Source organism: Pseudomonas sp. MWU13-2105, from assembly GCF_023242315.1.
Taxonomy (GTDB): Bacteria; Pseudomonadota; Gammaproteobacteria; order Pseudomonadales; family Pseudomonadaceae; genus Aquipseudomonas.
The window spans coordinates 23,765-49,011 of the sequence record NZ_JALLIY010000010.1; the positions used below are offsets into that span (position 1 = coordinate 23,765).

The 25,247-nt window shown below is 63.4% G+C and carries 25 protein-coding genes; 9 read left to right on the forward strand and 16 right to left on the reverse strand.

The window, feature by feature from the left end; all coding sequences use genetic code 11:
- The first annotated feature begins 107 nt into the window (after positions 1 to 107).
- On the forward strand, positions 108 to 1,595 hold the full coding sequence (locus M5B96_RS15795; protein ID WP_248797660.1) for a DASS family sodium-coupled anion symporter: 1,488 nt from the start codon (positions 108 to 110) through the stop codon (positions 1,593 to 1,595).
- Positions 1,596 to 1,694: 99 nt separating this feature from the next.
- On the opposite strand, the gene M5B96_RS15800 is transcribed toward M5B96_RS15795, so the two are convergent.
- The 5 genes from M5B96_RS15800 to M5B96_RS15820 all read right to left on the reverse strand — a co-directional run bounded on the left by M5B96_RS15800 (position 1,695) and on the right by M5B96_RS15820 (position 7,810).
- Positions 1,695 to 2,528 carry an ABC transporter ATP-binding protein gene (locus tag M5B96_RS15800; RefSeq protein ID WP_248797661.1) on the reverse strand — a complete coding sequence of 278 codons (834 nt, stop codon included), beginning with the start codon at positions 2,526 to 2,528 and terminating at the stop codon, positions 1,695 to 1,697.
- Positions 2,516 to 3,319: an ABC transporter permease gene (locus M5B96_RS15805; RefSeq protein WP_248797662.1), complete on the reverse strand. Its 804-nt coding sequence runs from the start codon at positions 3,317 to 3,319 to the stop codon at positions 2,516 to 2,518. Before M5B96_RS15805 ends, M5B96_RS15800 begins: the two co-directional genes overlap by 13 nt.
- A gap of 8 nt (positions 3,320 to 3,327) precedes the next feature.
- Positions 3,328 to 4,314, reverse strand: a complete 987-nt coding sequence (locus M5B96_RS15810) for an ABC transporter substrate-binding protein (RefSeq protein ID WP_248797663.1) — start codon at positions 4,312 to 4,314, stop codon at positions 3,328 to 3,330.
- Between the two features lie 297 nt (positions 4,315 to 4,611).
- Positions 4,612 to 6,246: a GMC family oxidoreductase gene (locus tag M5B96_RS15815; protein ID WP_248797664.1), complete on the reverse strand. Its 1,635-nt coding sequence runs from the start codon at positions 6,244 to 6,246 to the stop codon at positions 4,612 to 4,614.
- Positions 6,247 to 6,319: 73 nt separating this feature from the next.
- Positions 6,320 to 7,810: an aldehyde dehydrogenase gene (locus M5B96_RS15820; RefSeq protein WP_248797665.1), complete on the reverse strand. Its 1,491-nt coding sequence runs from the start codon at positions 7,808 to 7,810 to the stop codon at positions 6,320 to 6,322.
- A gap of 349 nt (positions 7,811 to 8,159) precedes the next feature.
- Between M5B96_RS15820 and M5B96_RS15825 the strand changes: the two genes are divergently transcribed.
- Entirely contained in the window at positions 8,160 to 9,074 is a 915-nt protein-coding gene (locus tag M5B96_RS15825) for a LysR substrate-binding domain-containing protein (protein ID WP_248797666.1), read from the forward strand.
- Between the two features lie 4 nt (positions 9,075 to 9,078).
- Here the strand turns inward: M5B96_RS15825 and argE are convergent, their stop codons facing one another.
- From argE to M5B96_RS15840, 3 genes are all read right to left on the reverse strand, one after another.
- A complete protein-coding gene (gene argE, locus M5B96_RS15830) occupies positions 9,079 to 10,230 on the reverse strand; it encodes an acetylornithine deacetylase (RefSeq protein ID WP_248797667.1) in 1,152 nt (383 codons plus the stop codon).
- Positions 10,231 to 10,905 carry a DUF1028 domain-containing protein gene (locus M5B96_RS15835; RefSeq protein ID WP_248797668.1) on the reverse strand — a complete coding sequence of 225 codons (675 nt, stop codon included), beginning with the start codon at positions 10,903 to 10,905 and terminating at the stop codon, positions 10,231 to 10,233.
- A 175-nt stretch (positions 10,906 to 11,080) separates the two neighbouring features.
- Positions 11,081 to 12,463, reverse strand: coding sequence for an aspartate aminotransferase family protein (locus M5B96_RS15840; protein WP_248797669.1), 1,383 nt, complete (start codon positions 12,461 to 12,463; stop codon positions 11,081 to 11,083).
- Positions 12,464 to 12,593: 130 nt separating this feature from the next.
- On the opposite strand from M5B96_RS15840, the gene M5B96_RS15845 reads away from it, so the two are divergent.
- The 3 genes from M5B96_RS15845 to M5B96_RS15855 all read left to right on the forward strand — a co-directional run bounded on the left by M5B96_RS15845 (position 12,594) and on the right by M5B96_RS15855 (position 15,151).
- Complete coding sequence (locus tag M5B96_RS15845; RefSeq protein WP_248797671.1) at positions 12,594 to 13,226, forward strand: TetR/AcrR family transcriptional regulator; 633 nt, start codon at positions 12,594 to 12,596, stop codon at positions 13,224 to 13,226.
- A gap of 112 nt (positions 13,227 to 13,338) precedes the next feature.
- On the forward strand, positions 13,339 to 14,658 hold the full coding sequence (locus M5B96_RS15850) for a flavin-containing monooxygenase (protein ID WP_248797672.1): 1,320 nt from the start codon (positions 13,339 to 13,341) through the stop codon (positions 14,656 to 14,658).
- A gap of 55 nt (positions 14,659 to 14,713) precedes the next feature.
- Positions 14,714 to 15,151, forward strand: a complete 438-nt coding sequence (locus M5B96_RS15855; protein ID WP_248797674.1) for a RidA family protein — start codon at positions 14,714 to 14,716, stop codon at positions 15,149 to 15,151.
- A gap of 145 nt (positions 15,152 to 15,296) precedes the next feature.
- Here the strand turns inward: M5B96_RS15855 and M5B96_RS15860 are convergent, their stop codons facing one another.
- Genes M5B96_RS15860 through M5B96_RS15870 form a run of 3 tightly spaced genes read right to left on the reverse strand, consistent with a single transcriptional unit; the run spans position 15,297 to position 17,752 of the window.
- The gene (locus M5B96_RS15860) at positions 15,297 to 16,319 is read right to left on the reverse strand and encodes an FUSC family protein (protein ID WP_248797675.1); all 1,023 of its coding nucleotides are present in this window, start codon (positions 16,317 to 16,319) and stop codon (positions 15,297 to 15,299) included.
- 47 nt (positions 16,320 to 16,366) lie between these two features.
- Positions 16,367 to 17,434 carry a multidrug transporter subunit MdtN gene (gene mdtN, locus M5B96_RS15865; RefSeq protein ID WP_248797676.1) on the reverse strand — a complete coding sequence of 356 codons (1,068 nt, stop codon included), beginning with the start codon at positions 17,432 to 17,434 and terminating at the stop codon, positions 16,367 to 16,369.
- 15 nt (positions 17,435 to 17,449) lie between these two features.
- On the reverse strand, positions 17,450 to 17,752 hold the full coding sequence (locus tag M5B96_RS15870; RefSeq protein ID WP_248797677.1) for a YtcA family lipoprotein: 303 nt from the start codon (positions 17,750 to 17,752) through the stop codon (positions 17,450 to 17,452).
- A gap of 207 nt (positions 17,753 to 17,959) precedes the next feature.
- Between M5B96_RS15870 and M5B96_RS15875 the strand changes: the two genes are divergently transcribed.
- From M5B96_RS15875 to M5B96_RS15890, 4 genes are all read left to right on the forward strand, one after another.
- Positions 17,960 to 18,982: an AraC family transcriptional regulator gene (locus tag M5B96_RS15875; RefSeq protein ID WP_248797678.1), complete on the forward strand. Its 1,023-nt coding sequence runs from the start codon at positions 17,960 to 17,962 to the stop codon at positions 18,980 to 18,982.
- 147 nt (positions 18,983 to 19,129) lie between these two features.
- Positions 19,130 to 19,480: a BON domain-containing protein gene (locus M5B96_RS15880; protein ID WP_248797679.1), complete on the forward strand. Its 351-nt coding sequence runs from the start codon at positions 19,130 to 19,132 to the stop codon at positions 19,478 to 19,480.
- 142 nt (positions 19,481 to 19,622) lie between these two features.
- On the forward strand, positions 19,623 to 19,916 hold the full coding sequence (locus tag M5B96_RS15885) for a metal-sensing transcriptional repressor (RefSeq protein WP_248797680.1): 294 nt from the start codon (positions 19,623 to 19,625) through the stop codon (positions 19,914 to 19,916).
- 8 nt (positions 19,917 to 19,924) lie between these two features.
- Complete coding sequence (locus M5B96_RS15890) at positions 19,925 to 21,067, forward strand: nickel/cobalt efflux protein RcnA (protein WP_248797681.1); 1,143 nt, start codon at positions 19,925 to 19,927, stop codon at positions 21,065 to 21,067.
- An 86-nt stretch (positions 21,068 to 21,153) separates the two neighbouring features.
- Here the strand turns inward: M5B96_RS15890 and M5B96_RS15895 are convergent, their stop codons facing one another.
- From M5B96_RS15895 to M5B96_RS15915, 5 genes are all read right to left on the reverse strand, one after another.
- Positions 21,154 to 21,594, reverse strand: a complete 441-nt coding sequence (locus tag M5B96_RS15895) for a DUF411 domain-containing protein (RefSeq protein ID WP_248797683.1) — start codon at positions 21,592 to 21,594, stop codon at positions 21,154 to 21,156.
- Positions 21,595 to 21,716: 122 nt separating this feature from the next.
- On the reverse strand, positions 21,717 to 23,798 hold the full coding sequence (locus M5B96_RS15900; protein WP_248797884.1) for a copper-transporting P-type ATPase: 2,082 nt from the start codon (positions 23,796 to 23,798) through the stop codon (positions 21,717 to 21,719).
- 108 nt (positions 23,799 to 23,906) lie between these two features.
- Complete coding sequence (locus M5B96_RS15905) at positions 23,907 to 24,158, reverse strand: DUF2933 domain-containing protein (protein ID WP_248797685.1); 252 nt, start codon at positions 24,156 to 24,158, stop codon at positions 23,907 to 23,909.
- A gap of 112 nt (positions 24,159 to 24,270) precedes the next feature.
- On the reverse strand, positions 24,271 to 24,663 hold the full coding sequence (locus M5B96_RS15910) for a hypothetical protein (RefSeq protein ID WP_248797687.1): 393 nt from the start codon (positions 24,661 to 24,663) through the stop codon (positions 24,271 to 24,273).
- A 100-nt stretch (positions 24,664 to 24,763) separates the two neighbouring features.
- Positions 24,764 to 25,159 (reverse strand): hypothetical protein, encoded by a 396-nt coding sequence (locus tag M5B96_RS15915; protein ID WP_248797689.1) that lies wholly within the window; start codon positions 25,157 to 25,159, stop codon positions 24,764 to 24,766.
- Positions 25,160 to 25,247 lie beyond the last annotated feature (88 nt).

Below are 25,247 nucleotides of genomic sequence, written 5' to 3' on the forward strand. Positions count from 1 at the left end.
GGTGATCCGCAGCCTTGACCTGGCTCAAGCGCATCGCCGGCAATTGATGGCTGAATACGCACACAGTATCCAGTCATGTTTGCGGCATCCTCTGAGGGGAGCAATTGATGAGTGATCCGGGCTCCCAGGCAAAACCCGCGGTAGCGGTGCAATTTCCACTCGGGCTGATCACGGCATGCCTTGCCTTGGTGATCGTGTTGATACTGCCGCTACCCGCGGATTTACCTATAGTCGGGCAACGGATGTTGGCCATTCTCGTCTTCGCGGTGACGGTCTGGGTCACCGAGGCGGTGTCTTACGAAGCCAGTGCGATCATGATTACGTCGCTGATGGCGATTCTGCTCGGTACCGCCCCGACGCTGCAGAACCCCGCATTGACCTACGGCTCTTCGGCCGGCATCACCATGGCGCTCAGCGGGTTTTCCAATCCGGCCCTGGCGCTGGTGGTCGGTGCACTGTTTATCGCCGCCGCGATGACGCACACCGGGCTGGACCGGCGTATCGCGCTGGTGACGCTGGCGAAAGTCGGCGGCAGTACCCGGCGGGTATTGCTCGGGGCCATGGTGGTCATCGTCTTGCTCAGCCTGGTGGTGCCCAGCGCAACGGCGCGTAGCGCTTGCGTGGTGCCGATCATGATGGGCGTGATTGCGGCCTTCGGCGTTGCCAAACGCTCCAATATCGCGGCGGGAATCATGATCATCGTCGCGCAGGGAACGAGTATCTGGAACGTCGGTATTCAAACGGCCGCCGCGCAGAACCTGTTGACCGTCGGCTTCATGGACAAGATGCTCGGCCAGCGCGTGTCATGGATCGACTGGTTTATCGCCGGGGCGCCCTGGGCCATCGTCATGTCGGTGGTGTTGATCATCATTGTCCTGAAAATATTGCCCCCCGAAACCGACCAGGTGCCCGGTGGCAAAGCCGCTATCCTGGCCAGCCTGGCGGAGCTGGGGCCAATGACCGGCGCGCAGAAGCGCTTGGCGGTTGTTTCTGGCCTGCTGCTCCTGGCCTGGGCGACCGAAGGCAAACTGCATGCTTTCGATACGACCTCGACGACTTATGCCGGGCTGGTGCTGTTGCTGCTGCCGCGTTTCGGGGTCATGACCTGGAAGGACGTGCAAGCGCGCATCCCGTGGGGCACGGTGATTGTCTTCGGCGTCGGCATCAGCCTGGGCACCGCGCTGTTGACCACCCAGGCAGGGCAGTGGCTGGGTGCCCAGGTCGTCGGGCACACCGGCTTGGACAAAATCGGCACGCTGGGGGTTTTTGCCGTGCTCAGCGGCTTCCTGATCCTGATCCACCTGGGGTTCGCCAGTGCCACCGCGCTGACCTCGGCGCTGCTGCCGATCCTGATGGCGGTCCTGCACAACCTGCCGGGGGATTTCAGTCGGTTGGGCATGACCATGCTTTTGGGGTTCGTCGTCAGCTTCGGCTTCATACTGCCCATCAATGCGCCGCAGAATATGGTGTGCCTGGGCACGGAGACCTTCAATCCGAAACAATTCGCCCGGGTTGGCGTGGTGATTACGCTGATCGGTTATGCCTTGCTATTGGTGTTTGCCAGTACCTACTGGGCATGGCTGGGGTGGATGTGAGCGGCGTCGGGGTCGACGCTCCTCTGATGAAGTTCAGCCCAATCGGCAACGATTGGGCTTTCTCATACCGTGGGGAGCTCCTGCTTGGCCCCACGCTGCCTAGTGCTCTTGCGGCCCGTCATGCAGCAGATGAAAGATCTCCCGCTTCATCCGGATAAACCCCGGCTCCATGACCATGTCCAGGGTTCTCGGCCGGCCTATTGGAACGTCCAGCACCTCCTTGATCCGCCCCGGGCGGGCGCCCATGACGAAAATGCGGTCACCCAGCAGGATGGCTTCGTCGATGTCATGGGTCACGAACAGCACGGTCTTCTTGGTGTGTTCCCAGACCTTGAGCAGCAGTTGCTGCATTTGCAGGCGGGTCTGGCTGTCCAGTGCGCCGAAGGGCTCGTCCATCAGCAGGATCTGCGGGTCGTTGGCCAGTGCGCGGGCAATCGCGACCCGTTGCATCATGCCCCCCGAAAGCTGCTTGGAATAGTTATCGGCAAACTTCAGCAAGCCGACCTCGTTCAGGTAGTAGTCCACCGTCTCGCGGCGCTCGGCGGCGGCGATGCCACGGCGCTTGAGGCCGAACTCGATGTTCTTGCGCACCGTCAGCCAGGGAAACAGGGTGTAGCTCTGGAACACCATGCCACGGTCGGCACCCGGGCCGTCGACCAGTTGGCCGCCGACGTAGATGTCGCCCGAGGTCGGCTCGGCCAGCCCCGCCGTCAGGTAGAGCAGGCTGGACTTGCCGCAGCCCGAAGGCCCGACCAGGACCGCGAACTGCTGGTCGGGGACTTCGAACGACACGTTCTCCAGGGCGGTGAAGGTCCCGCCCGAAGGCGTCTTGTAGTGCAGGCTGACACTGTCGACGCGTAGGCGCGGGGCGGTGCTGGGGGCGATGCTCATCGGCGTGACGAGCCTGGGGGTTGTTGCCGTTACTGAGCCCATGCGGCCACCTTCAAGCGAAGAAGTCTGAACAGTTGATCGGTGACCAGCCCCAACAGGCCGATAACAGCGATCGCCAGGAAAATCACGTCGACCTGGAAGCCGCGCATGGCCTTGAGGCTGAGGTAGCCCAGGCCGCTGGAGGCGGCCACCAGTTCAGCCACCACCAGGTAGGTCCAGGCCCAGCCCATGGTCACCCGCAAGGTGTCCAGCACTCCCGGCAGCGAGGCCGGGGCGATCACGTGCACCACCGCATCCACGCGGCTGGAGCCCAGGGTGTAGGAGGCGTTGACCAGGTCCTTGGAGATGCCCTTGGACACGTCGGCGATCATCACCAGTTGCTGGAAAAACACCCCGAAGATAATCACCGAGACCCGTTGCTCCAGGCCGATGCCGATCCACAGGATGAACAGCGGCACGAACGAGGTGACCGGCAGGTAGCGGATAAAGTTGACCAGCGGTTCCAGGAACGCCTGGACCACCCGGAAACTACCCATCAGCAAGCCGATGGGCACCGCCACCACTGAAGAGATGACAAAGCCGACCATCACCACTTCGACACTGGCCCAGACATGCGGCCCCAGGGTGCCGTCGCGGCTCAGGCGCAGCGCCGCGTCGAGCACGGCGCCCGGGGTCGGCAGGAACATCGCCGGCACCACGCCGCCATAGGACAGCACGGCCCACAGCCCGATCAGCAGCGCCCAGGCCAGCCCGCTGGCGCTCCAGATCACCTGGATCGGCAAGCCGGTCTTGGGCGTGAGGCAGCGGTTCAACCACGAGTTACGCTTGGACATGCCGCCTCCTATTTCGGGGTAATGAAGCGGTTGTCGATCAGGTCGGCGTAGCTGACGTTGTAAGGCTTGCCTTGCAACTCGCTGGCGGTCTCGTTGGCCAGCTTGAGCACGCCCTCGGCGGCACCCTTGCTGCCATTACTGCCCAGCAGCGCCTCGCTCATGGCCTGGTCATAGAAGCGCACGCCCTTGGCGGCCGAGGCCAGTTCCGCCGGGTCCGCCAGGTAACCGCCGACACCCTTGGCCATGATCGCGTAGGCTTCCTGCGGGTGCTCCTGGGTGTAGCGCACCGCCTTGTACAAGCCGGCGACCAGGGCCTTGACATCCTCCGGTTGTTTTTCGACGACCTCGCAGTTCAAGGCCACGACATCGACGATCACCCCCGGGGTGCTGCTGCTGTCGACCAGCACTTTGCCGGTGTGCTTTTCACGCACGGTGGACAGGTGCGGCTCCCAGGTCACGGCGGCCGGTACGCGGCCGGCGATAAAGGCGGTGGCCGCGTCGTCGGCGGTCATGTTCTGGATGGTCAGGTCGCTCATCTTCATGCCGGCGTTCTTCAGCAGGTAGTTGAGCCAGAACTGCGAGACGGAGCCTTCGTTGACGGCCACGGCCTTGCCCTTGAGCTCCTGCAGGCTGTTGACCTCCTTGCCCACCAGCACACCGTCGCCGCCATGGCTTTCATCCAGGGCCGCAACCGCCTTGAAGCAGAACTGCGGGCGGTACTTGAGGATTTCATCCAGGGTCGAGGCCGAGCCGGACAGCTTGCCCGAGGCCTGCGCGGCCATGTACATGGAGGCTTCTTCGATGGTCGGCAGTTCCACGCTCAGGCCCTTTTCCTTGAAGTAGCCAAGGTCCTGGGCCAGGTACAGGGTGCCGTAGCCGACCCAGGTGGTATGACCGATCGACAAGCTGCCGGCCTGGGCACCCCCGGCAACGCCGACGGCGATCGCGGTCAAGGCCAGTGGACGTATGCAGCGCGAGACGAAAGACTTGATCATTGTGCACTCCCGGAATGTTGGTTTTTTAGTTGGTATATCTCGGGGCAGTGAGGCAAGACGCCAAAAACTGAACAACCTGGGTCTCTGACGGACCTTGTGCCTCTGTTGGGGCGAGATTGATATTGGCTGATGTGGCGGGCCAGGAAAATTAGTAAATATGTCGTCGCTAAAGAGGAAAAAGCTGGCTAGGCGTGCCGGGGCGCAAAGCCTCTGCGGCGGGGGTTCTGGCGCACGGGCAAGCGGGAAAGCGCCGCCGCCCGGTTGCGGGTGGCAGCGTTTTTCTGGAGCGGGCGGCGATCAGTCGGTCAGGAGCTTGTTGCTCTGAGCGCTCGTGGTTGTCAGGGGCGCGTGCAGCAGGATCAGGTCGGCGGCTTTCTCGCCGATCATGATGCACGGCGCATTGGTGTTGCCGCTGATCAGGCTCGGCATGATCGAGGCGTCGACTACCCGCAACCCCTTCAAGCCATGGACCTTCAAGTCCGGGCCGACCACGCTCATGGGGTCGACACCCATCTTGCAGGTGCCCACCGGGTGAAACACCGTCGAGGCGTAGTCACGCACGTAGGTCATCAATTGTTCGTCGCTCTGCACGGCTTCGCCGGGCAGCATCTCCTTGCCGCGAATGCCATCGAACTGCGGCGCGGCGAGAATGCGTCGGGCCAGCTTCAAGCCTTCGATCAGCACCTTGGCGTCGGCGGGGTCGGCGAGAAAGTTGAAATCGATGACCAGCTTGCGCTCACGGTCCAGGTGCAGCGCGCCGATGCTCTTGGGGCGCAAGACGCAGGTGTGCACGGCGTAGCCGTGGCCCCATTCGAACAGCCGGCCACGGTGGCTGCGATAACCGGGCACGAAGTGGAATTGCACGTCCGGCAGGGCGTCCGCCAGGGGCGTTCGGGCAAAGCCGCCGGCCTCGACGTAGTTGGTGGTCAGCCAGCCCTTGCGGGCCAGCAGGTAGCGCAGCGGTGCGCTGAGGATGCTGGGTAGAGACCCGAGGGAAAAGCCCAGGGTCAGCGGGCTCCTGGAACGAACGGTGACCAGGCCGTCGAGATGGTCCTGGAGGTTCTTGCCGACGCCGGGCAGGTCGTGCTCGACCGGGATCCCGGCGGCTTGCAGCTCCTGTGCCGGGCCGATGCCGGAGGCCAGCAGCAGCTGTGGGCTGCCCAGGGCGCCGGCGCAAAGGATGACTTCACGGTTGGCGTGCAGGGTCTGTTGGTTGCCGCCCACCTCGACCCTGACGCCCTTGGCCGTGCGCCGCTCGAGGATCAGCGAATGCACGGCGCAGTCGGTCAGCACGGTCAGGTTCGGGCGAGCGATCACCGGCGCGACGAAGGCCCGGTAGCTGGACAGGCGCCGGGCATCCTTTTGCGTCAGGTTGTAGATCCCGCAGCCTTCGAGCCGGTCGCCGTTGAAGTCATCGTTGCGACGCAGGCCCAGGCGTTCGGCGGCTTGCACGAACAGCTTCGACACTGGATTGGGATCGCGCGCGGCCTCGACATTCAGCTCACCGCGGCTGCCATGCAGGCGCGGGTCCTGGCCGAGCCGGTTGTTCTCGGATTTCTTGAAGTAGGGCAGCAGGCTGGCCCAGTCCCAGCCCGGGCAACCGGCTTGCGCCCAGCGATCGTAGTCGCTGGCGTGGCCGCGAATGTAGATCATGCTGTTCATCGAGCTGGAGCCGCCGAGGGCCTTGCCCCGTGGCGTGTGCAGCGTACGGCCGGCGAGGTTTTTCTGCGGGGCGGAGAAGAAGTTCCAGCTGTACTTTTTGCTCTTGTAGAGGGTGATGGTACCGGCCGGCGTCTGGATCCGAGGGCTGTTGTCGTGGCCGCCGGCTTCGATCAGGCACACGCTGATCGAAGGGTCGGCACTCAAGCGGTTCGCCAGCACGCAGCCCGATGAACCGGCGCCGACGATGACGTAGTCGAAATGCGTCTTCATGCGCTTTTCCCTGCTAGTTGATGGGTTGACGCGGGCGGCGGCGCCGCCCCGCGAGGTCGGGGCTACCCGGGATTCAGCGCAACTGAAACCAGGTGGTCTTCAACTGGGTGTATTTGTCGAACGAATGCAGCGACAGGTCGCGGCCAAAGCCGGACTGCTTGCCGCCGCCAAAGGGCACGCTGACGTCCAGGGCATCGACGGTGTTGACCGAGACGGTGCCGGCATTCAAGCGCGCCGCGACGCGGTGGGCGCGATTGAGGTCGTCGCTCCACAGCGAGGCGGCCAGGCCGTAGATATGCTGGTTGGCCATCTGCACGGCCTGGTCTTCATCGTCGAAGGCAGTGATCGCCAGCACCGGCCCGAAGACTTCCTCGCGGGACAGGCGCATATCGGGAGTGACCTGGGTGAACAGCGTCGGCTGGATGAAGTTGTCCGAACCGTTGATCGTCACCCGTTCACCACCGGCCACCCGGCGTGCGCCGTCGCTACTGGCCTGGTCGATGTACGCCATCACCCGTGCCGTCTGCCGGGCGTCGACCATGGCGCCCATCCGGCTGGCCGGGTCGAGCGGATCGCCCGGTTGCCAGTGGCGGGCCTGTTCCTGCAGGCGCTCGACGAACTCATCGTGAATGCAGCGCTCGACCAGCAGCCGCGAGTTGGCCGAGCAGACTTCACCCTGGTTGAAGAAGATCCCGAAGGCGGCCTTTTCCGCTGCCAGATCGAGGTCCTGGCAATCGGCGAACACCAGGTTCGGGCTCTTGCCGCCACATTCCAGCCAGACCTGCTTGAGGTTGGATTGCGCCGCGTACTGCATGAAGTATTTGCCGACCTGGGTCGAGCCGGTAAAGGCCAGCGCGTCGATATCCGGGTGCAGGCCCAAGGCGCGCCCGGCCTGTTCGCCGAGGCCGGTGAGCACATTGAACACACCGGGCGGCACACCGGCCTCAAGCGTCAGTTCGGCCAGGCGCAGGGCGGAGAAGGGCGATTGCTCGGCGGGTTTGAGAATCACGCTGTTGCCTGCCGCCAGGGCCGGCGCGAGTTTCCAGGCGGCCATGTCCAGCGGGAAGTTCCACGGCACCACGGCGGCGATCACACCCAACGGCACCCGTGTGATGGTCGCCAGGGTGCCGGGGCCGGTGGGCGCCACCTGGTCGTACAGCTTGTCGAGGCTTTCGGCGTACCAGGCAAAGACCTGGGCCGCGCCGGGTACATCGATGTTGTAGGCGTCCATCACCGGCTTGCCCATACTCAGCGAGTCGAGCAATGCCAGCTCCGCGCGATGGGCCAGGATCAGTTCGCTCAGTCGCAGCAGGACCGCCTTGCGTTCCCTGGGATGCATCCGTGCCCAGGGGCCGTTTTCGAAACGGTCGCGGGCCACGCGCACGGCCAGGTCGATATCGCTGTCCGAGCAGGCGGCGACCTGGGCGAGCAAGGCGCTGGTAGCCGGGTTGATCACGGCGAACGTGGCGCCGTCCCGCGCTGCGTGGGCCCGTCCGTCAATCCAGGCGGTATCGATCAGCCGCTGCTGCCCCGCCAGGCGCTGCCAGGTGTTCAAGTCAGTCACTGCACTCTCCAGAATAGCCGGCGATGGGCTATGTTCACGATCAGTGGTCCCGATAGTGGAGCAAGTGTTGGGGGGCACGAAATTAGTAAAAATGTCTTCGCTATCGATAAAAAAACTCACCAGGCATGCACCGGGATGGCGCACGCCTGGGCAGCTTTTTTAACGTCAGGTCCCAGGAAATAACTGGTTTCCCGTGCCTCGCGAACACCGCAAAATCGGCTCGATGCTCAAGTCGTCAGGGCCGGACGCGCAGTACGGTTCTGATCGGGGACGTATAAGCTTCTGGCAACCCGGCCCGATTCTTGATGGGTGATGTCGATGCATTCGCTTTGCCACTTCCGAGGTAGCCATGGCCGCTTACAACTTGCGACAACTCAAATATTTCGTCACCACTGTCGAGTGCGGCAGCGTCGCCGAAGCGTCGCGCAAGCTCTATATCGCCCAGCCCTCGGTGTCGACCGCGATCAAGCACCTGGAAGAAAGCTTTGCCGTGCAGTTGTTTATCCGCCATCACGCCCAGGGCGTGTCGTTGACCCCCAGCGGCGCGCGCTTCTACCGCAAGGCCCAGGAGCTGTTGCGGGTGGCCCACGAGTTCGAGCAGAACGCCCTGGCGGACAACGATGTGGTCGCCGGGCAGATCGATATCGGCTGTTTCGAAACCGTCGCGCCGCTCTACCTGCCGCGCCTGATCGCCGGTTTCCGCGACCGCTGGCCGGGGGTGGAAATCCGTATTCGCGATGGCGAGCAACAGGAGCTGGTGCAGGCGCTGACTTCGGGCAGCATCGATCTGGCCATCCTCTATGAGCATGACCTGGACAGCACGATCGACACCGTGCCGTTGATGGCCCCGCAGCAACCTTATGCGTTGCTGCCGGAAGGGCACCGTTTCGCCCACCAGGCCAAGGTGTCGTTGCACGACCTGGTGCTGGAGCCGATGGTGCTGCTGGATGTGCAACCGAGCCGGACCTACTTTGTGAGCATCTTCGAGGAGCTGGGGCTGACCCCGCATATCCTGTTCAGCTCACCGTCGATTGAAATGGTCCGCGGCATGGTCGGGCGCGGCTTCGGTTTTTCGATCCTGGTGACCCGGCCGTACTCCGATTACACCTATGATGGGCAGAAGGTGGTGCGCGTGCCGTTGGCCGAACAGGTCACCGGCTCCGGGTTGTCCGCCGCCTGGCTGCGTCGCGGGCAACTGACCAAGCCGGCGCAGTTGTTTGTCGACCATTGCCGCGAGGTGCTGGCGCCCAAGCCGGACGCCTGAGGCATCAGCTTCGCAGCGCCTGGACCAGGCGCTCGAGCATCGCCTCGCATCCCTGGAGCTGTTCGAGGCTGACGAATTCATCGGGCTTGTGGCCCTGGTCCATGCTGCCGGGGCCGCAGACCACGGTGGGGATGCCGATGGCGTCGAACAGTCCGCCTTCGGTACCGAACGCCACGGTGCTGAACTCGCTGGATCCGCAGAACTCGGCGATCAAGCGCGCCGCCTGGCCCCGTGGGTCGGTGGCCAGCCCCGGATAAGCCGACAGCTCGGAAAAGTGAATGCTGCTGCCCTCGTCAACGGCGCGCATCTTCGGCAGCACCTGCTGTTCCGCGTACAGTTCGAGCTGCTGGGCAACCTCATGGGGATCGAGGTTGGGGAGGGCGCGCACTTCGAAATCGAAGCAACAGTCGGCGGGGACGATATTCAGCGCCTTGCCACCGCTGATCAGCCCGGTCTGCACGGTGCTGAAGGGCGGATCGAAGCGCGAATCATGCAAGTGCGGGGCGCGCAGCCGCGAGCCGATACGGCCCAGTTCGCCGATCAATTCGGCGGCGTATTCGATGGCATTGACACCCTGCGGCGCATACGCCGAGTGACAGGCCGCGCCATGGACAGCGCAGCGCATCGCCAGCTTGCCCTTGTGGCCGAGCACCGGCTTGAGTTCAGTGGGCTCGCCGATGATGCACAGTAGCGGCTTGTGCGCCCGCTGTGCCAGTTCGGCGAGCAGCGAGCGCACACCCAGGCAACCGACTTCTTCGTCATAGGACAGGACAATGTGCACCGGCATGCGCAACGGTGCGGCCAGCAGTGCCGGTACGGCCGCCAGCACGCAGGCGATATAGCCCTTCATGTCGGCGCTGCCGCGGCCGTAGAGCCTGCCGTCCTTTTCGCTCAACTCGAACGGCGGCACAGTCCAGGGCTGGGCGTCCACCGGCACCACATCGGTATGGCCGGAGAGCACGATACCCGGACGGTCGTCCGGGCCCAGGGTGGCGAACAGGTTGGCCTTGCTGCGCTCGTCGTTGAAGATCAGTTCACAAGGAACCTCGAACCGCGCCAGGTAGTCGCGGACGAACTCGATCAATTGCAGGTTGGATTCGCGACTGGTGGTGTCGAAGGCGATCAGCGCGGCCAGTAGATCGCGGCTGCTGTTCATCTACTCATCCCCGGGTACGCCATAGCTGGGCGCCTTGGTCGGGTCGAGGGCGCGGACGATGTAATCCTGCACCTGCGGACTGTAGGCGGCCCACAGTTGCGCGAGCTGGCCGACCGGGTCTTCGTCCGCCCAGTCGACCCTCAGGTCGATGATCGGCCAGATCAACTCGCCGACCACCACCATGGCCGCCGAATGCACCGGGCCGGCTTCGCCACCGGCCGCCACCGCGGCTTGCATGGCGACGATCAGGCGGTCGGCGAGTTGCCCGCCGCTGGTCTCGAAGGTGTGCACCAGGGCTTCGATCACCGCCGGATTTGCCAGCATATTGCCGGCGGCGACGCACTGCTCGCCGGACAACGCATTGTGGCAGCCGAGGGTTTCAGCGCCACTGAAATGCGCGGTATTGCCCAGGTGATCGATGGCGGTCAGTTGGCGGAATTGACTGTAGCCGTTACTGGTCAGCGCCTTGTCCAGCGCTTGCGCCGGCGACAGTCCGTGCTCCAGCTGGTCGAGCACCTGCGGGCCGAGGGCGGGAAGGGTGATGTTCTGGGTGGCGACCGCCCCCACGCTGGGGCGCAGCCAGGGGCAGCGGGCGCCCACGGCAATGCTCGAAGAACTGATGGCGATGCCCAATTGACCTGTTTCGGCACAACGGGCGACGATTGAAAACGTCATGGTGGGTTGATCCTGTTTCCGTCCGGAGTCGCCATCCACGCCCCGGACAGCCTGCGCAGAGGCTGCCCGGGCCGGGAGTGGGTATGACTGCATTCTGTCCATCGGTGGCAGCGGGCGAAACGAGGTTTTTTATCGCGCTTGGTTAAGTAAAAACTTCTCAATAGGCCGTCGGACTTTACAGGCGGCCATACTCGCGCGCCGTGCGATCGACCGCGATGCGGGTCTTGTCCACCAGCTCATCGAGCTCGGCGCGTGTGGCGATCAGGGCCGGTGCCATGATCATCCGGCCCAGGGTCGAGCGGATGATCAGGCCTTCTTCAAAGCCGATGGTGCGGCAGCGCCAGGCGATCTCGTTCTCGTTGGCAAAGCGCTTGCGGCTGGCCTTGTCCTCGGCGAACTGCAGCGCGGCGACCAGACCGACGCCCTGGATTTCACCCACCAGCGGATGCTGGCCGAAGACTTCCCGCAGGCAGTTCTGCAGATAAGGCCCGGTATCGGTTTTCACCTGCCGCACCACACCTTCGTCGCGCAGGGCCTTGAGGTTGGCAATGGCCACCGCCGCCGCCACCGGGTGGCCGGAGTAGGTCAGCCCGTGGGCGAACACGCCGCCCTTTTCCACCAGGGCTTCGGCCATGCGCCGCGACAGGATCAAACCGCCCATGGGGATGTAGCCCGAGGTCAGGCCCTTGGCAATCGACAGCGTGTCGGGTTCGAAGCCGAACGTCTGGTGGGCGAACCATTCGCCGGTGCGGCCAAAGCCGCCGATGACTTCGTCGGCGCACAACAGCACATCGTATTGACGGCAGATGCGCTGGATTTCCGGCCAATAGCTGGCGGGCGGAATGATCATGCCGCCGGCGCCCTGGAACGGCTCGGCGACGAAGGCGGCGACTTTGTCGGCGCCCAGTTCGAGGATTTTCTCTTCCAGCTGGCGGGCTGCGCGCAGGCCGAATTCCTCCGGGCTCAGGTCGCCGTCGTGGGCGAACCAGTAGGGCTCGTCGATGTGCGCTACGTCCGGGATGGTGCCACCCATTTCATGCATGAATTTCATGCCGCCCAGGGCCGTCGCCGCCAGGGTCGAGCCGTGGTAGCCGTTCCAGCGGCCGATCATGATTTTTTTCTCCGGCTTGCCCATCACCTGCCAGAACCGGCGCACCGTGCGGATCAGCACCTCATTGGCCTCGGAGCCGGAGTTGGTGTAGATGGCGTGGCTGTAGTGCCCCGGCAGCAGGCTGAACAGCAGCTCGGAGAGTTCGATCACCGCCGGGTGGGTGGTGTGGAAGAACATATTGTAATAGGGCAACTGTTCCAGCTGCGCGCTGGCGGCGGCGGCGAGGTCCTTGCGGCCATAACCGAGGTTGGTGCACCACAGGCCCGACATGCCGTCCAGGTAGCGCTGGCCATCGTTGTCCCAGAGCGTCAGGCGGTCGCCGCCGACCATCACCCGCGGGCCCTCGGCATTGAGTGCTTTCTGGTCGACGAATGCATGGATGTGGTGGGCGGCGTCGGCGGCCTGGTAGTCGCGGGTGCTGCGATTGGGGTCGAGTTCGGCGGACATGGTTTATCTCCAGGGGTGGGGTGACTGAATAATATTTGGCATTGGAAAATATTTTTGTAAAGAAAATATTTGTTGGTGGAAATATATTTCCGTAGGCTGGGACCTATCGCCCAATCACATCAGGACCTACATGAGCGGACTCAGGGAGCGGCAAAAGGAACAGCGTCGGCAGGTGATCGCCGAGGCCGCGCTGGCGCTGTTCAAGGCCAACGGTTTCGCGGCCACCAGCCTGGAGCAGATCGCCAACCAGGCCGGTGTCTCGGCGCCCACGGTGGTGAATTATTTCGGCGGCAAGCAGGAAATTCTCGTGGCCTTGCTCAAGGCCCCCGACGAGCAGGCGATGCGCGAGGCGCGCGCCCATCTCGACGACAACAGCGACCCGCTGGAGGCCCTGTGCGAGCTGGAAGGGCTGATGACCCATTACCAGTTGCAGGCCATGCCCGCTTCCCTGTGGCGCGAGCTGGCGCCATCGCTGTTCACCGGCGAGTTGTCCCAGGCCTTGCAGCCGTGGAACAGCGCTGTGATTGAAGAAACCAAGGCCTTGCTCCTGCACTTCCAGCGTTTGGGAAAAGTGCGCCCGAGCGTGGATATCGAGGTGGCCGCGACGCTATTCAATCAATACGCGAATGTCGCCTTTATCCGCCTGGCCACCGAGCCGAGCCCCGACCGTGACGCCCATGCCCGGCACATGCGCAGTGTCCTGGGGTTGCTGTGTCACGGCATGCTGGTCGAGCAGGGCATCGCCGCTCCGGCGTCGGCCTGAGGTTTCCCTAGGCCTAGTTTTTTCCTGTGTTGCGACGACAAAAAACATAATTTCGCTATTCCCTGTATCTGCACAGAATGCCTGCACACCCGTCTTCGAGAAGGACACAGGCATGACAGCTGGAATCATTGAAATCGATACGCTTGTTGTGGGCGCCGGTCAGGCCGGCGTGGCCATGAGCGAGCATTTGAGCAAACTGGGCGTGCCACACCTGGTGCTTGAACGCAACCGCATCGCCGAAGCCTGGCGCAGCGGCCGCTGGGATTCGCTGGTGGCCAATGGGCCGGCCTGGCACGATCGCTTTCCCGGCCTGGAGTTCGATGACCTCAGCCCGGACGCCTTCGCGCCCAAGGAGCGGGTGGCGGATTATTTCGAGGCCTATGCGCGCAAGTTCAATGCGCCGATCCGCACCGGCGTGGAGGTCAGGACGGTCGAGCGCAACAGTGGCCGGCCGGGCTTTACCGTGGAAACTTCCGAGGGCGTGATCGAGGCCAAGCGCATTGTCGTGGCCACCGGACCTTTCCAGCACCCGGTGATCCCGGCCATTGCGCCAAAGGACCCAAGCATCCACCAGATGCATTCCGCGCAGTACCGCAATCCCCGACAACTGCCCGCAGGCGCGGTGCTGGTGGTGGGGGCCGGCTCTTCGGGGACGCAGATCGCCGATGAGCTGCAACGCAGCGGCCGCACGGTGTACCTATCGGTGGGCCAGCACGACCGGCCGCCGCGGGCCTATCGCCAGCGTGATTTCTGTTGGTGGCTGGGGGTGCTCGGCGAATGGGATGCCGTGGCCATGAAGCCGGGCCGGGAGCACGTGACCATTGCCGTCAGCGGTGCCGACGGCGGGCGCACGGTGGACTTCCGCGAACTGGCCCAACGCGGCCTGCAACTGGTGGGCCTGACCCAGTCGTTCGATAACGGCGTGGTCAGCTTCCAGGCTGATCTGGCGGATAACCTGGACCGCGGTGACGAGAACTATCTCGCGTTGCTCAATGCCGCTGACGCCTACGTCGAGCGCAACGGCCTGGACCTGCCGGCGGATCCGCAGGCCCGTCGCACCTTCCCCGATCCCGAGTGCGTGACCCGGCCGATTCTCCAGCTCGACCTGGCGGCGGCGGGCATCACCACGATCATCTGGGCCACCGGTTTTGCCACCGACTACAGCTGGATGAAGGTCGACGCCTTTGACGACAAGGGCAAGCCACGCCATCAGCGCGGTGTATCCAGCGAGCCGGGTATCTACTTCCTGGGCCTGCCATGGCAGTCACGCCGCGGTTCGTCGTTTATCTGGGGCGTTTGGCACGATGCCAAGTACATCGCCGACCAGATTGCCATCCAGCGCCAGTACCTCACCTATCGTGATGCCGCGCAGCGCGAGGCGGAGGCGGCCGGCGCCAGTCCGTCAGCGATCCGCTCCGCCGTCAGCGCTTGATGTCCGAGAGCCGCACCCGGCTGTGCGGCGCTGTATTTCTTTTGAGGAGTTGTCAATGTCCAAGCCCACCCATACGCGTATCCGCATGTTCAACACCAAGGACACCTACCCGAACCAGGCGCTGGACAATGATCTGTGCCAGGCGGTCCGCGCCGGCAACACGGTCTACGTGCGTGGTCAGATCGGCACCGACTTCGATGGCAACCTGGTGGGCCTGGGCGATCCCGGGGCGCAGGCCGAACAGGCGATGAAGAACGTCAAGCAGTTGCTCGAAGAGGCCGGCTCGGACCTGTCCCATATCGTCAAGACCACCACCTACATCATCGACCCGCGTTACCGCGAGCCTGTGTACCAGGTGGTCGGCAAATGGCTCAAGGGGGTGTTCCCGATCTCCACCGGCCTGGTGATCTCGGGGCTTGGCCAGCCGCAATGGTTGATGGAGATCGATGTGATTGCGGTGATCCCCGACAACTGGCCGGCCTCCCAGGCATAAGCCTTGTCCGGCGGACATCGATACGCCGGGCCGGGTATTTTGCAGGAGGTGATGGTTTTTTTTGGGGGGCTGGCACCAGTGGTGGCAGTACCGCCACGGCCGAGGGCCGGGTTGTCGTGAAACAGCGAGCAGTAGTGCGCTGGCCTCAGGCTTTCGCCGGCTCCGGCCATAACCCGACATGAATCAAGGCGGTCACGCCGACCCCCAGCAGTATGCCCACCAGACGATCGCGGATTTCGCTGAGGTCGGTCATCGGCGCGAAGTCGGCCAGCAGCGCCAGGGCGAAGCCGAACACGATCTGGATCCCGGCATAGCTGCTGCGCGGCGAGCCGGCGCTGACCCAGGCGGCCAGGCCCAGCACCGGCAGGCTCATCAGCAACAGGCCGACGATGCTGTCGATGCGCGGTACCACCCAGACCATGCACAACAGGGCCAGGGCGCTGCCGACCAGGCAACCGAGGATGCGCAGCAAGCCTTTGTGCAGGGTTTTTTCCAGGCTCGGCATGGCGGTGATCAGGCAGGTGAGCATGGCGGTGTGGATACCGGGCCAGTTGACCGCGGTGTAGAGCAGGTAGCACAGCAGGGTGGCGAGCAGGGTCTTGAAGGCGAACTGCGGATAAACCGGGTTTTCGAAGGCATCGGCCACCAGCAGTGGCGGCTTGGCGGTCGTTGCCTTGTCACCGGGTGGCGCAGGTGCCGGCAGCAGCAGGGTGTTGACCGCCACGGTCACCAGCGTCGGATAGGCAATCGCGACCCAGGCCCAGAGGCAGGCGCGGGTCAGGGCTTCGGGATCGTTATTGAGGTCCACCTGGCTCTGGATATAGAGGGTTACCAGGGCCACCACGAAAAACAGCGGCCCGAGCCGGCAGGTGCGCATGAAAAACACGCTGACGAAAAACACCAGGCTGGCGCCGGCGATGCGCAGCAGCGGATAGTCGAAGCTGAATTTGAGCAGCAGGATCGCCAGGCCCACGGCGAGGGTGGCACTGACGATAAACAGCGTGCCGAGCATTTTGGTCAGGGCCACGCTCGACTGGGTGACGAAAAACACCAGCACCAGGGAGATGGACAGCAACGGCACCTGCAAGCTCATGGCGAGCAGGATGACAATCGTGCAAGAGAGCAGATGACGGAAGACTGCGTCCGCCCTGCCAGGCTGATCGCTCATTTCTTCCTTGAAAATTTCCCATAACGATTGCCCCAGCGCGTTTCCCTTCATGGCGTTGCGGCCGTCGCGGCGGCTGTCGGAGCGCTACCGGTGCTGATGACCGCCACCGCCGACGCCCCGAGGCGAAACGGCTGCAGGTCCGCGCCATTGACCCGGATGCGCACCGGAAAGCGTTGCGAAACCCGGACCCAGTTGATCGACCGCGCGACCTTGGGCAAGCCGTTGATATCCGTCCCGCCATCGTCGGGAAACACGCCGAAGCCGATCGAGTCGACATTGCCACTGAATGTCCGGCGGGTATCGCTCATCAGGTAAACGCTGGCGGCGTCGCCCGGGCGAATGTTTTCCAGCTCGGTTTCACGGAAATTCGCCACCACATACCAGTGCCCCGTATCGATCAGGCTGAACACCGACTGGCCCGCCGAGGCGAACTGGCCGGCGGCGGTCTTGAGGCCCACCACGCGGCCTTCGAACGGTGCGCGAACGGTGCTGTACTCGACGTTCAGCGCGGCCCGGGCGATCTGCGCTTCAATCACCGCCCGGTGGGCCACCAGCGCATCGACACCGCTGACCGCCGCAGTGGCCTGGCGAGCTTGTAGCTGGCTGACATTGAGTTGCGACTGGGCACTGCGCCTGGAGGTTCGTGACTGGTCGATGGCCTCCGCCGAGATATATCCGTGGGCCAGCAGGGCCTCCTGGCGCTTGAGGGTGTCGCCGCTTTGCTTGGCCAGCGCCTGGACCCGCTCGATTTCGGCATGCGCCGCCGCGGCATTCAGGCGCTGGGCGGCGACCTGGCGTTCGTTCAGGCCGATCTGCCGATCCAGTTCCACCAGTGATGCCTTGGCCTCGTCCAGTGCCGCCTGGTAGGGGCGCGGATCGATGCGCATCAGTACATCGCCCTGATGGACCGGCTGGTTTTCCCGCACCGGCAGCTCGACGATGCGCCCGCTGACCTGCGGGGTGACATTGACGGTATCGGCATAGGCATAGGCGTCGTCGGTGCGCGGTTGCGCATCCAGCCGGGCGATCACCCAGAGCAACAGGCCCAGGGCGGCAATGCAGAGGGCGGCGATCAGCAGTCGACGAGGAAGGTGTGGAGACGAGTGTGTTTGCATGGGGAAACGCCCGGGTTAGAAGAAGACCAGCCAGCTCAGCAGCGAAAAAAGCAGGGCCAGCAGCGGGTAGCTCAGCACCCAGGGCCGCAGCCATGCAGTACGCTGTGTCCTGAGCAGCACGGCCCGGACCAGGAAGGTCAGCAGCACGCCGGCGATTGCGCAAAACAACCAGTCCGGGAAATACGCGCCGATCACACTGATCGACGGTGCTTGCTTGCAGCCGGCCAGGAGCAGGCCGGCCAGCGCGCCGGCCAGCGCTTTGGCGCCGCGAGGCAGGCGTCCGTGCGGACGGGGGACGCAGGGGGGCAGGGTATTCATCACGGTCGAGGTTTCTGGTCTGATAGGCGAAATGGAGCACGCCGCCGACGGCTTGTGCCCGGATCGAAGCGGGCGAGTGTTGCGCGGTCCTGCGTTGGCGATAGTTTAGCGATGGCGTCTGGGGTGAACATGATCTGTTCGGCCATTTAATTGATAGGAGTGCACTGTGATCGACCTTGGGTTCCTTTCGGCGGAGTCGACGCGCGGGTGAATAATCAACAGCGTAGCATCAGCAGTGCGGTGATCATGGCCAAGGTCGGCGCCGAGCGCGGCCTGTCGAGCATGGATTTTCTCGCGGGCTCCGGACTTGAGCCCGCCGACCTGGAAAACCCGACCAGCCTTATTACCTTCGAGCAGGAATTCCGGCTGATCCGCAACCTGCTCAAGCACTGCGGGTGCGTCACAGGCCTGGGCCTGGAAGTGGGGACGCGCTACCGCTTCACCTCACTGGCCGCACTGGGCTTTGCCCTGGTCAGCAGTTCCACCTTGCGCGATGCCTTTTCACTGATTCCGCGTTATTCCGAGTTGAACGCCAGCCTGGTGCGGGTGGCGATCGATGCCAGGGCGACGGACCTGCGAATCGAATGTGAAGAGAGCGATGTTCCCCTGGATCTGCGCCCGTTCATCGTCGAGCGGTCCTTTGTCGCCGGACTGAGGATCGCTGGCGATCTGCTTGGACGCACGGCGCTACCCCGGGCCATTGAGTTCAGCTTTGCCGAGCCGGCCGATGTTGAGCCTTATCAACGGCTGACCGGTGTGCGCCCGCGCTTCAATGCACCGAAAAGCGCCCTGGTCTTCAGTCAGGTCGATGCGGATATCCTCCTGGCATTGGCCGATCCCCTGGCGCTGCATATCGCCCATGACCAGTGTCGCCGTGGTTTGCAGGGCGCGCCGAAGAGCGGCGGGTTGGTCGGGCGGGTGCGCGAGTTACTGGCCGCGCAACCGGCCGCCATGCCGACCATGACGGCATTGGCCGAAACCCTGTGCATGTCGGTGCGGACCTTGCGGCGTCGCTTGCGCGAGGAGGGCGCGAGCTATCTCGGCTTGTGCGACGAAGTCCGTGAGGTCATGGCCGAACGTCTGTTGACGGGGTCGCGCCTGCAGATCGAGCAGATTGCCGAGACGCTGGGGTATTCCGAGTCCGCCAGCTTTATCCATGCGTTCAAGCGCTGGACGGGGGAATCGCCCCATGCCTTTCGACGGGCCCGGGCTCAGTTGCGTTCCGAGTAGGGGGGATTGGGTGCCGCCGGGCGCCTGCCATCGCTTTTGGGTAGAGCGCACTATAATTAATCAGCGTCTGTGTGGCGGTGGCGCGTACTCCACAGCCGCGCCCCAGGTATGAACAGTACGTCTGAAGGCTCGACAGAGGGTTCTGCCATGAAAAACCATTCCTTGCAGCATTACTCCCACGATCTGGGCATGGCCGTGCACGACACGTGGACCACCGCCCGGGTCAAATCCGCCCTGGCCATGGCGGACTCCGCGCAAAGCCTGCATATCCATGTGAAAACCCATGCCGGTACGGTGGCGTTGAGCGGTCGGGTACTGACCCATCGTCAGTGCGAGCAGGTCATTGAGCGGGTCCGGGCGGTGCCTGGGGTGCTCGACGTCGATGCCCGGGAGCTGCTGACCCATGTGTTCATGCCCGCCAGCTCAATGCAAGCGCCCGATGCCGAAGAGGCCAACGAGTACCGGCCACCATTGCCACGGCGCGAGGATGATCAATAAGCGCCTGATGCATCAGCGGCAGGGTCGGCTACGCGGCCCTGCCTGGCTGTTTCCCGGTCGGCCGTGCTCGCCATAAGCTTGCTCTATCCTATAGGGGGGGATAGTATGCGCGCGTCATTCATCGAGACCCGAGACGCCAGTCATGAGCGAGCACGAACATGGCCACCCCCATCCCCACCAGAGCCATGAAGCGATCATCAAGCGCCTGAAGCGTGCCGACGGCCATTTGCGCAGCATCATCGGCATGATTGAAGAAGGGCGTGAGTGCGTCGACATCGCCCAGCAACTGCATGCCGTGGAAAAAGCGGTGTGCCAGGCCAAGCGCACGCTTATCCAGGATCACATCGATCACTGTCTGGAAGATACCGTTTCGGCGCTGAACAGCGGCGAGCGCGCACCGCTGGAAGCCTTTAAACAAATCACCAAGTATCTCTAGGTTCTGACATGCCCAACTTCGCTGAACTCTTGCAACAGGGCGGTTCCCACGCCTGGCTGTACTTCCCGAGCGCGATCCTGCTCGGCGCCCTGCATGGCCTGGAACCCGGTCATTCGAAAACCATGATGGCGGCGTTTATCGTGGCGATCCGGGGCTCGGTCAAACAGGCCGTATTGCTGGGCCTGGCCGCGACGCTGTCGCACACCGCGGTAGTCTGGTTGGTGGCCATCGGCGGCATGTACCTGGGCAAGGGCCTGGACGCCCAGACCACCGAGCCTTACTTCCAGCTCGCGTCCTCGGCGCTGATCATTCTGATTGCACTCTGGATGCTCTGGCGCACCTGGCGTGGCGAGCAGATGTTCAAGTTCGAGCAAGGCGCTGACCATCATCATGGCGAGCATGATCATGCTCATGATCACCATGATGAAACACAGCGGATCGATACCGGGCACGGCCGCGTCGAACTGTCGATTTTTGAACAGGGCATGCCGCCGCACTGGCGCATGAAGACGTTGAGCGGCCATGCCTGGTCGGCTGCGGATGTGCGCCTGACGACTACCCGTCCAGACGGCAGCACCCAGACCTTTGCATTCGTCGAGCGCGAAGGGTTCCTCGAGTCGACGGTCGATATCCCGGAGCCGCATGAATTCAGCGCGCGCCTGAGTCTCGGGCATGCCGGGCACTCCCATGATTACGACCTGGAGTACCAGGAGCATGATCACGGGCATGTGCATTCCGAGCTGGAAGGCCTGGAACTGTCGATTGACGGCTATCAGGATGCCCATGAACGAGCGCATGCCAATGATATCCGCAAGCGCTTTACCAACCGCGAGGTCACCACCGGGCAGGTCATAGTGTTCGGTCTGACCGGCGGCTTGATCCCTTGTCCGGCGGCCATCACCGTCTTGTTGCTGTGTCTTCAGGTCAAGGAGGTTGCGCTGGGCGGGATGCTGGTCCTGAGCTTCAGCATCGGCCTGGCGTTGACCCTGGTCACGGTGGGGGTTGCCGCGGCGATTGGCGCCCGGCAAGCCTCCAACCGTTGGCCTTGGCTGGGCAGCGTTGCGCGCCGGGCACCTTACCTGTCCAGCGTGTTGATCATCGGTGTCGGCCTGTACGTGGGCATCCATGGCTGGATCGGCCTGAACGCCTGAGTCCCTGGACTCAGCCGTCAGGTCGCGCGGTTCGTGGCGGCAGCCGCTGCCGCCACGCTACCGTCCAAGCCGTCTGAAACCATGGGTCAATTGCCAGGATACTCGGCGATTACCTGATCGGCGTCGGATTGGCTCTGGCCTATCACCTGATAGGCCTGTTTGCTGGGGCCACTGTCCATTCCCGGCGAGCCCATGGGCATGCCGGGCACGGCGATTCCGACGAGGTCGGGGTGGTTCTTCAAGTCGCGGATCTGTGCGGCGGGCACATGCCCTTCGACGAATTTACCGTCGATCACGGCGGTGTGGCAGGAAGCCAGGCGCGGTGCAACGCCAAGGCGCTGTTTGACTTCGCTCATATTCGGTTCGACGTGGTCGCGAACGCTGAAGCCATTGCTTTCAAGATGCTTGATCCAGGCCTTGCAGCAGCCGCAGTTCGGGTCGCGGTAGACGTCGATGACCTCGGCCGCTTGGGCCGCTCCGGTCAGCAACAAGGCGCTGAGCATGGCGATGCGTAATCGGGTGTTCATGGGGGGTCTCCCGTTCAAAAAACAGCACTTGCCGACAGCAGCAAGCGCGCTGCGGCTTTTTTCTGGTTCCGGCTTTATCCTCAACCTTTCCATGGTGGCAAGGTCAAGCCGGCTTCCCTGGCTCAAACTATCGAAACACGGCGCAGGCGCAAAGCGTTGAACACCACCGATGCCGAGCTGACGCTCATGGCCAGGGCGGCAATCAGTGGGGACAGCAGGTGACCGCTCAGCGGGTAGAGCAAGCCGGCGGCCAGCGGGATGCCCATGGCGTTGTAGAGGAAAGCGAACGTCAGATTCTGGTGCATGTTTCGCACCGTGGCCAGCGACAGGCCGCGAGCCCGCAGGATGCCGAGCAGGTCGCCCTTGACCAGGGTGACCTGGGCACTGCTCATTGCCACATCGGTGCCGGTGCCCATGGCGATACCCACGTCGGCGCGGGCCAGTGCGGGGGCATCGTTGATACCGTCGCCGGCCATCGCCACGCGGTGTCCGGCTTGTTGCAGCGCCGCGACCAGGCGTTCCTTGTCTTGCGGTTTGACCTCGCCATGCACCTCCTCGATACCCAGTTGGCGAGCTACCGAGCGCGCGGTGCCGAGGCCGTCGCCAGTCGCCATGATCACCCTGACTCCATCTGCCTGCAAACGCTCCACTGCCTGTTTCGAGGTCGGCTTGATGGGGTCGGCAACCGCCAGCCAGCCTGCCAGGACGCCATTGACCGCCAGGTACATGATGCTCGTGCCGTCGCCGCGTAGCTTCTCGGCCCGCGCTTGCAAGCGCTCGGTGGTGAGGCCCGCTTCCTGCATCAACAGCGTATTGCCCAACTGCAGGTGGTGACCCTCGACCAGGCCGCTGACGCCAATACCGGAGGCGGACTCGAAGTTTTCCGCTGGGCTCAGTCTCAGGCCGATGGCGCGGGCTTGTTTGACGATCGCCTGGGCCAGCGGATGCTCGCTGCCCTGATCGAGGCTCGCGGCTAGGCGCAGCACTTCCTGCTGAGTAAATCCGGGGACGGCCTCGACGCTGTGGAACTCGGGTCGACCTTCGGTGAGAGTGCCGGTCTTGTCGACGATCAGGATATCTATCTTGCGCAGGTTCTCGATGGCGGCGGCATCGCGAAACAACACACCGCTGCCCGCTGCCTTGCCGGTGGCGACCATGACCGACATCGGTGTTGCCAGGCCAAGGGCACAGGGACAGGCGATGATCATGACCGCGACGGCATTGATCAGGCCGAACACCCAGCTTGGCTCGGGGCCCCACAGGCCCCAGCCGAGTAGCGTCAGCGCGGCGATACTGATCACCACCATGACGAAGTAACCGGCAATCACATCGGCCAGACGTTGCATCGGCGCTTTTGAGCGTTGGGCCTGCACCACCAACTGTACAATCTGTGCGAGCAGGGTGGCCGAGCCGATTTTCTGCGCCAGCATCACCAAGCTGCCGTGGCTGTTGAGGGTCGCGCCGATCAAGGGGGCGCCCGGTCGCTTCATCGTCGGTATCGGCTCGCCGGTGAGCATCGACTCGTCCACGGCGCTTTCACCTTCGAGCACCTGGCCGTCGACCGGCACTTTTTCCCCCGGTCGCACCCGTAGCCGGTCACCGCTCTGTACGTGAGCCAGGGGGATGTCTTGTTCCGTACCATCGGCATTGATCCGTCGGGCTGTTTTCGGGGCCAGTCCAAGCAGCGACTTGATGGCCGCCGAGGTTTGCGAGCGCGCCTTGAGTTCGAGCATCTGGCCGAGCAAGGTCAGCGAGATGATCACGGCCGCCGCCTCGAAGTACACGCCGATGCGGCCCGCCATCATGAAGTGGCTGGGGAAGGCGCCGGGGACCAGGGTGGCGACGACGCTGTACAGGTAGGCCGCCGCGGTACCGAGGCTGATCAGCGTCCACATGTTCGGGCTACGCTGAACCAGCGAACGCACGCCGCGCCGATAAAACGGCCAGCCGGCCCACAGCACGACGGGGCTGGCCAGTCCGAATTCGAGCCAGTTTTGCGTGCTGCCGTGGAACAGCACCAGGGCGTGGCCACCCATGGCCAGCAGGGTGACGATCACGGTCAATGGCAAGGTCCACCAGAAGCGCCGGGTGAAGTCCTTGAGTTCGGGGTTGTCTTCTTCCTCGGGTTCGGCAATCACCGGCTCCAGGGTCATACCGCACTTCGGGCAATTGCCGGGGCCGATCTGGCGGATTTCCGGATGCATGGGGCAGGTGTATTCCGTGGCCACCGCGGGTGCCGCTGTTGCAACCTGCTCGATTTCAGACTGGGCTATTGGGGGGTGCCCATGATGGTGTTCGGCGCCGTGCATGAATTAATTCCTTTTTTCATCCGGGGTGGAAGCTGAGTTTTCTCCGTGATGTCCGTGACCACCGTGGTGGTGCCCGAAGAAATGCATCAGCGGGCACAACAGCAAAATCATATAGGGCAGCAGGCCCAGCACATGGCCATAGTGCTCCCTGGCCAGATAGAACATCCCGATCAGCAGTAGCATGCCTAGTGCCATGCCGGCTCGGCTTCTCCAGAAGGTCGGTGAGGTGTTGCTGGGGTGCGGGGAATTAATCATGGTCCTGTACTCCCGAAAGAATGCTGTCCAGTGGTTCGATGCCTGGCGATTTCACCCTGGCCATGCCGGCCAGGGTGAAATCGCCGTTGCAGCTACATCGCTATGCCAGGGATCACTTGCCCATGGGCATTTTCATCATGCTCGACTGTTGATCCATCATCTTCATCATCATGTTCATCATTCCCATGCTGCCGTTGTTGCCGGACATGCCCATGCCGTTACAGTTTTGTTGCAGCATGCCCATGCCGTCTTTCATCGTCTTCATGCCTTCCTGCATGGCCGCTCTTCGCTCGGCGGGGGTCTTGGCGGCGAGCATTTTGTCGCGTGCCGCCTGCATCTTTTGCATTTGTTCGGTCATGGCCTTGTTCTGCATGGGCGTGCTTGTGTCGCTGGTTTGAGCCGGCGCGGTCGGCGTCTGTTCCGGCTGTGGCGTCTCGGCGGCCGAGACGATGAGCGGGCTGCTTACAAGCAAGGCGGCAAGGATCAGTTTCAATGAGCTATGCATGGCAATCTCCAGAGGGTGAGGACAACACAGGTAAAAGCAAGCCGCGCCGGATTGGCGCAGTCAGGGGTAGCGGCCGGGGTTCGGCGCGCTGAAAGTCGCTTTAATCGTTGAAACGGACGAAAATCAGGCGGGCAGGCGGCTTGGCTGGTGCAAGGCGCCGTAGTACGAGAAAGGGAAAAACAGACAGCGTGGCGGGGTACAACAGGAGCAACGCGGGGATCAGCAACAGCAACGTCCAACTGAACAAGTCGAACGCTTGAAAATGCGGCGAAGGACTCACGGCTATCGCCGTATCGGCACAGTGTTGCAGGCAACCAGAGCTATGGGCAGCGTGGCTGGCGCCATCTTGCGCGGTGTTCAGCGAAGCATGGCTGGTAACCGGATTGTGCTCGGGAAGTACCAGGCATCCCTGGCTCGCCGCCAAGCCAAAGGCCAACAGCCAGAGCACGATGGCCAGGCGTATGAACCTTGGTTGACGATGGCGAAACCAGTACATGACGCTTCCCCGGAATGGGTGACGGGTTGTGGTTTTTTCAAACTACAGAACCTCGAAGTGCCGCGATTGATCTACATCAAAGTATGCC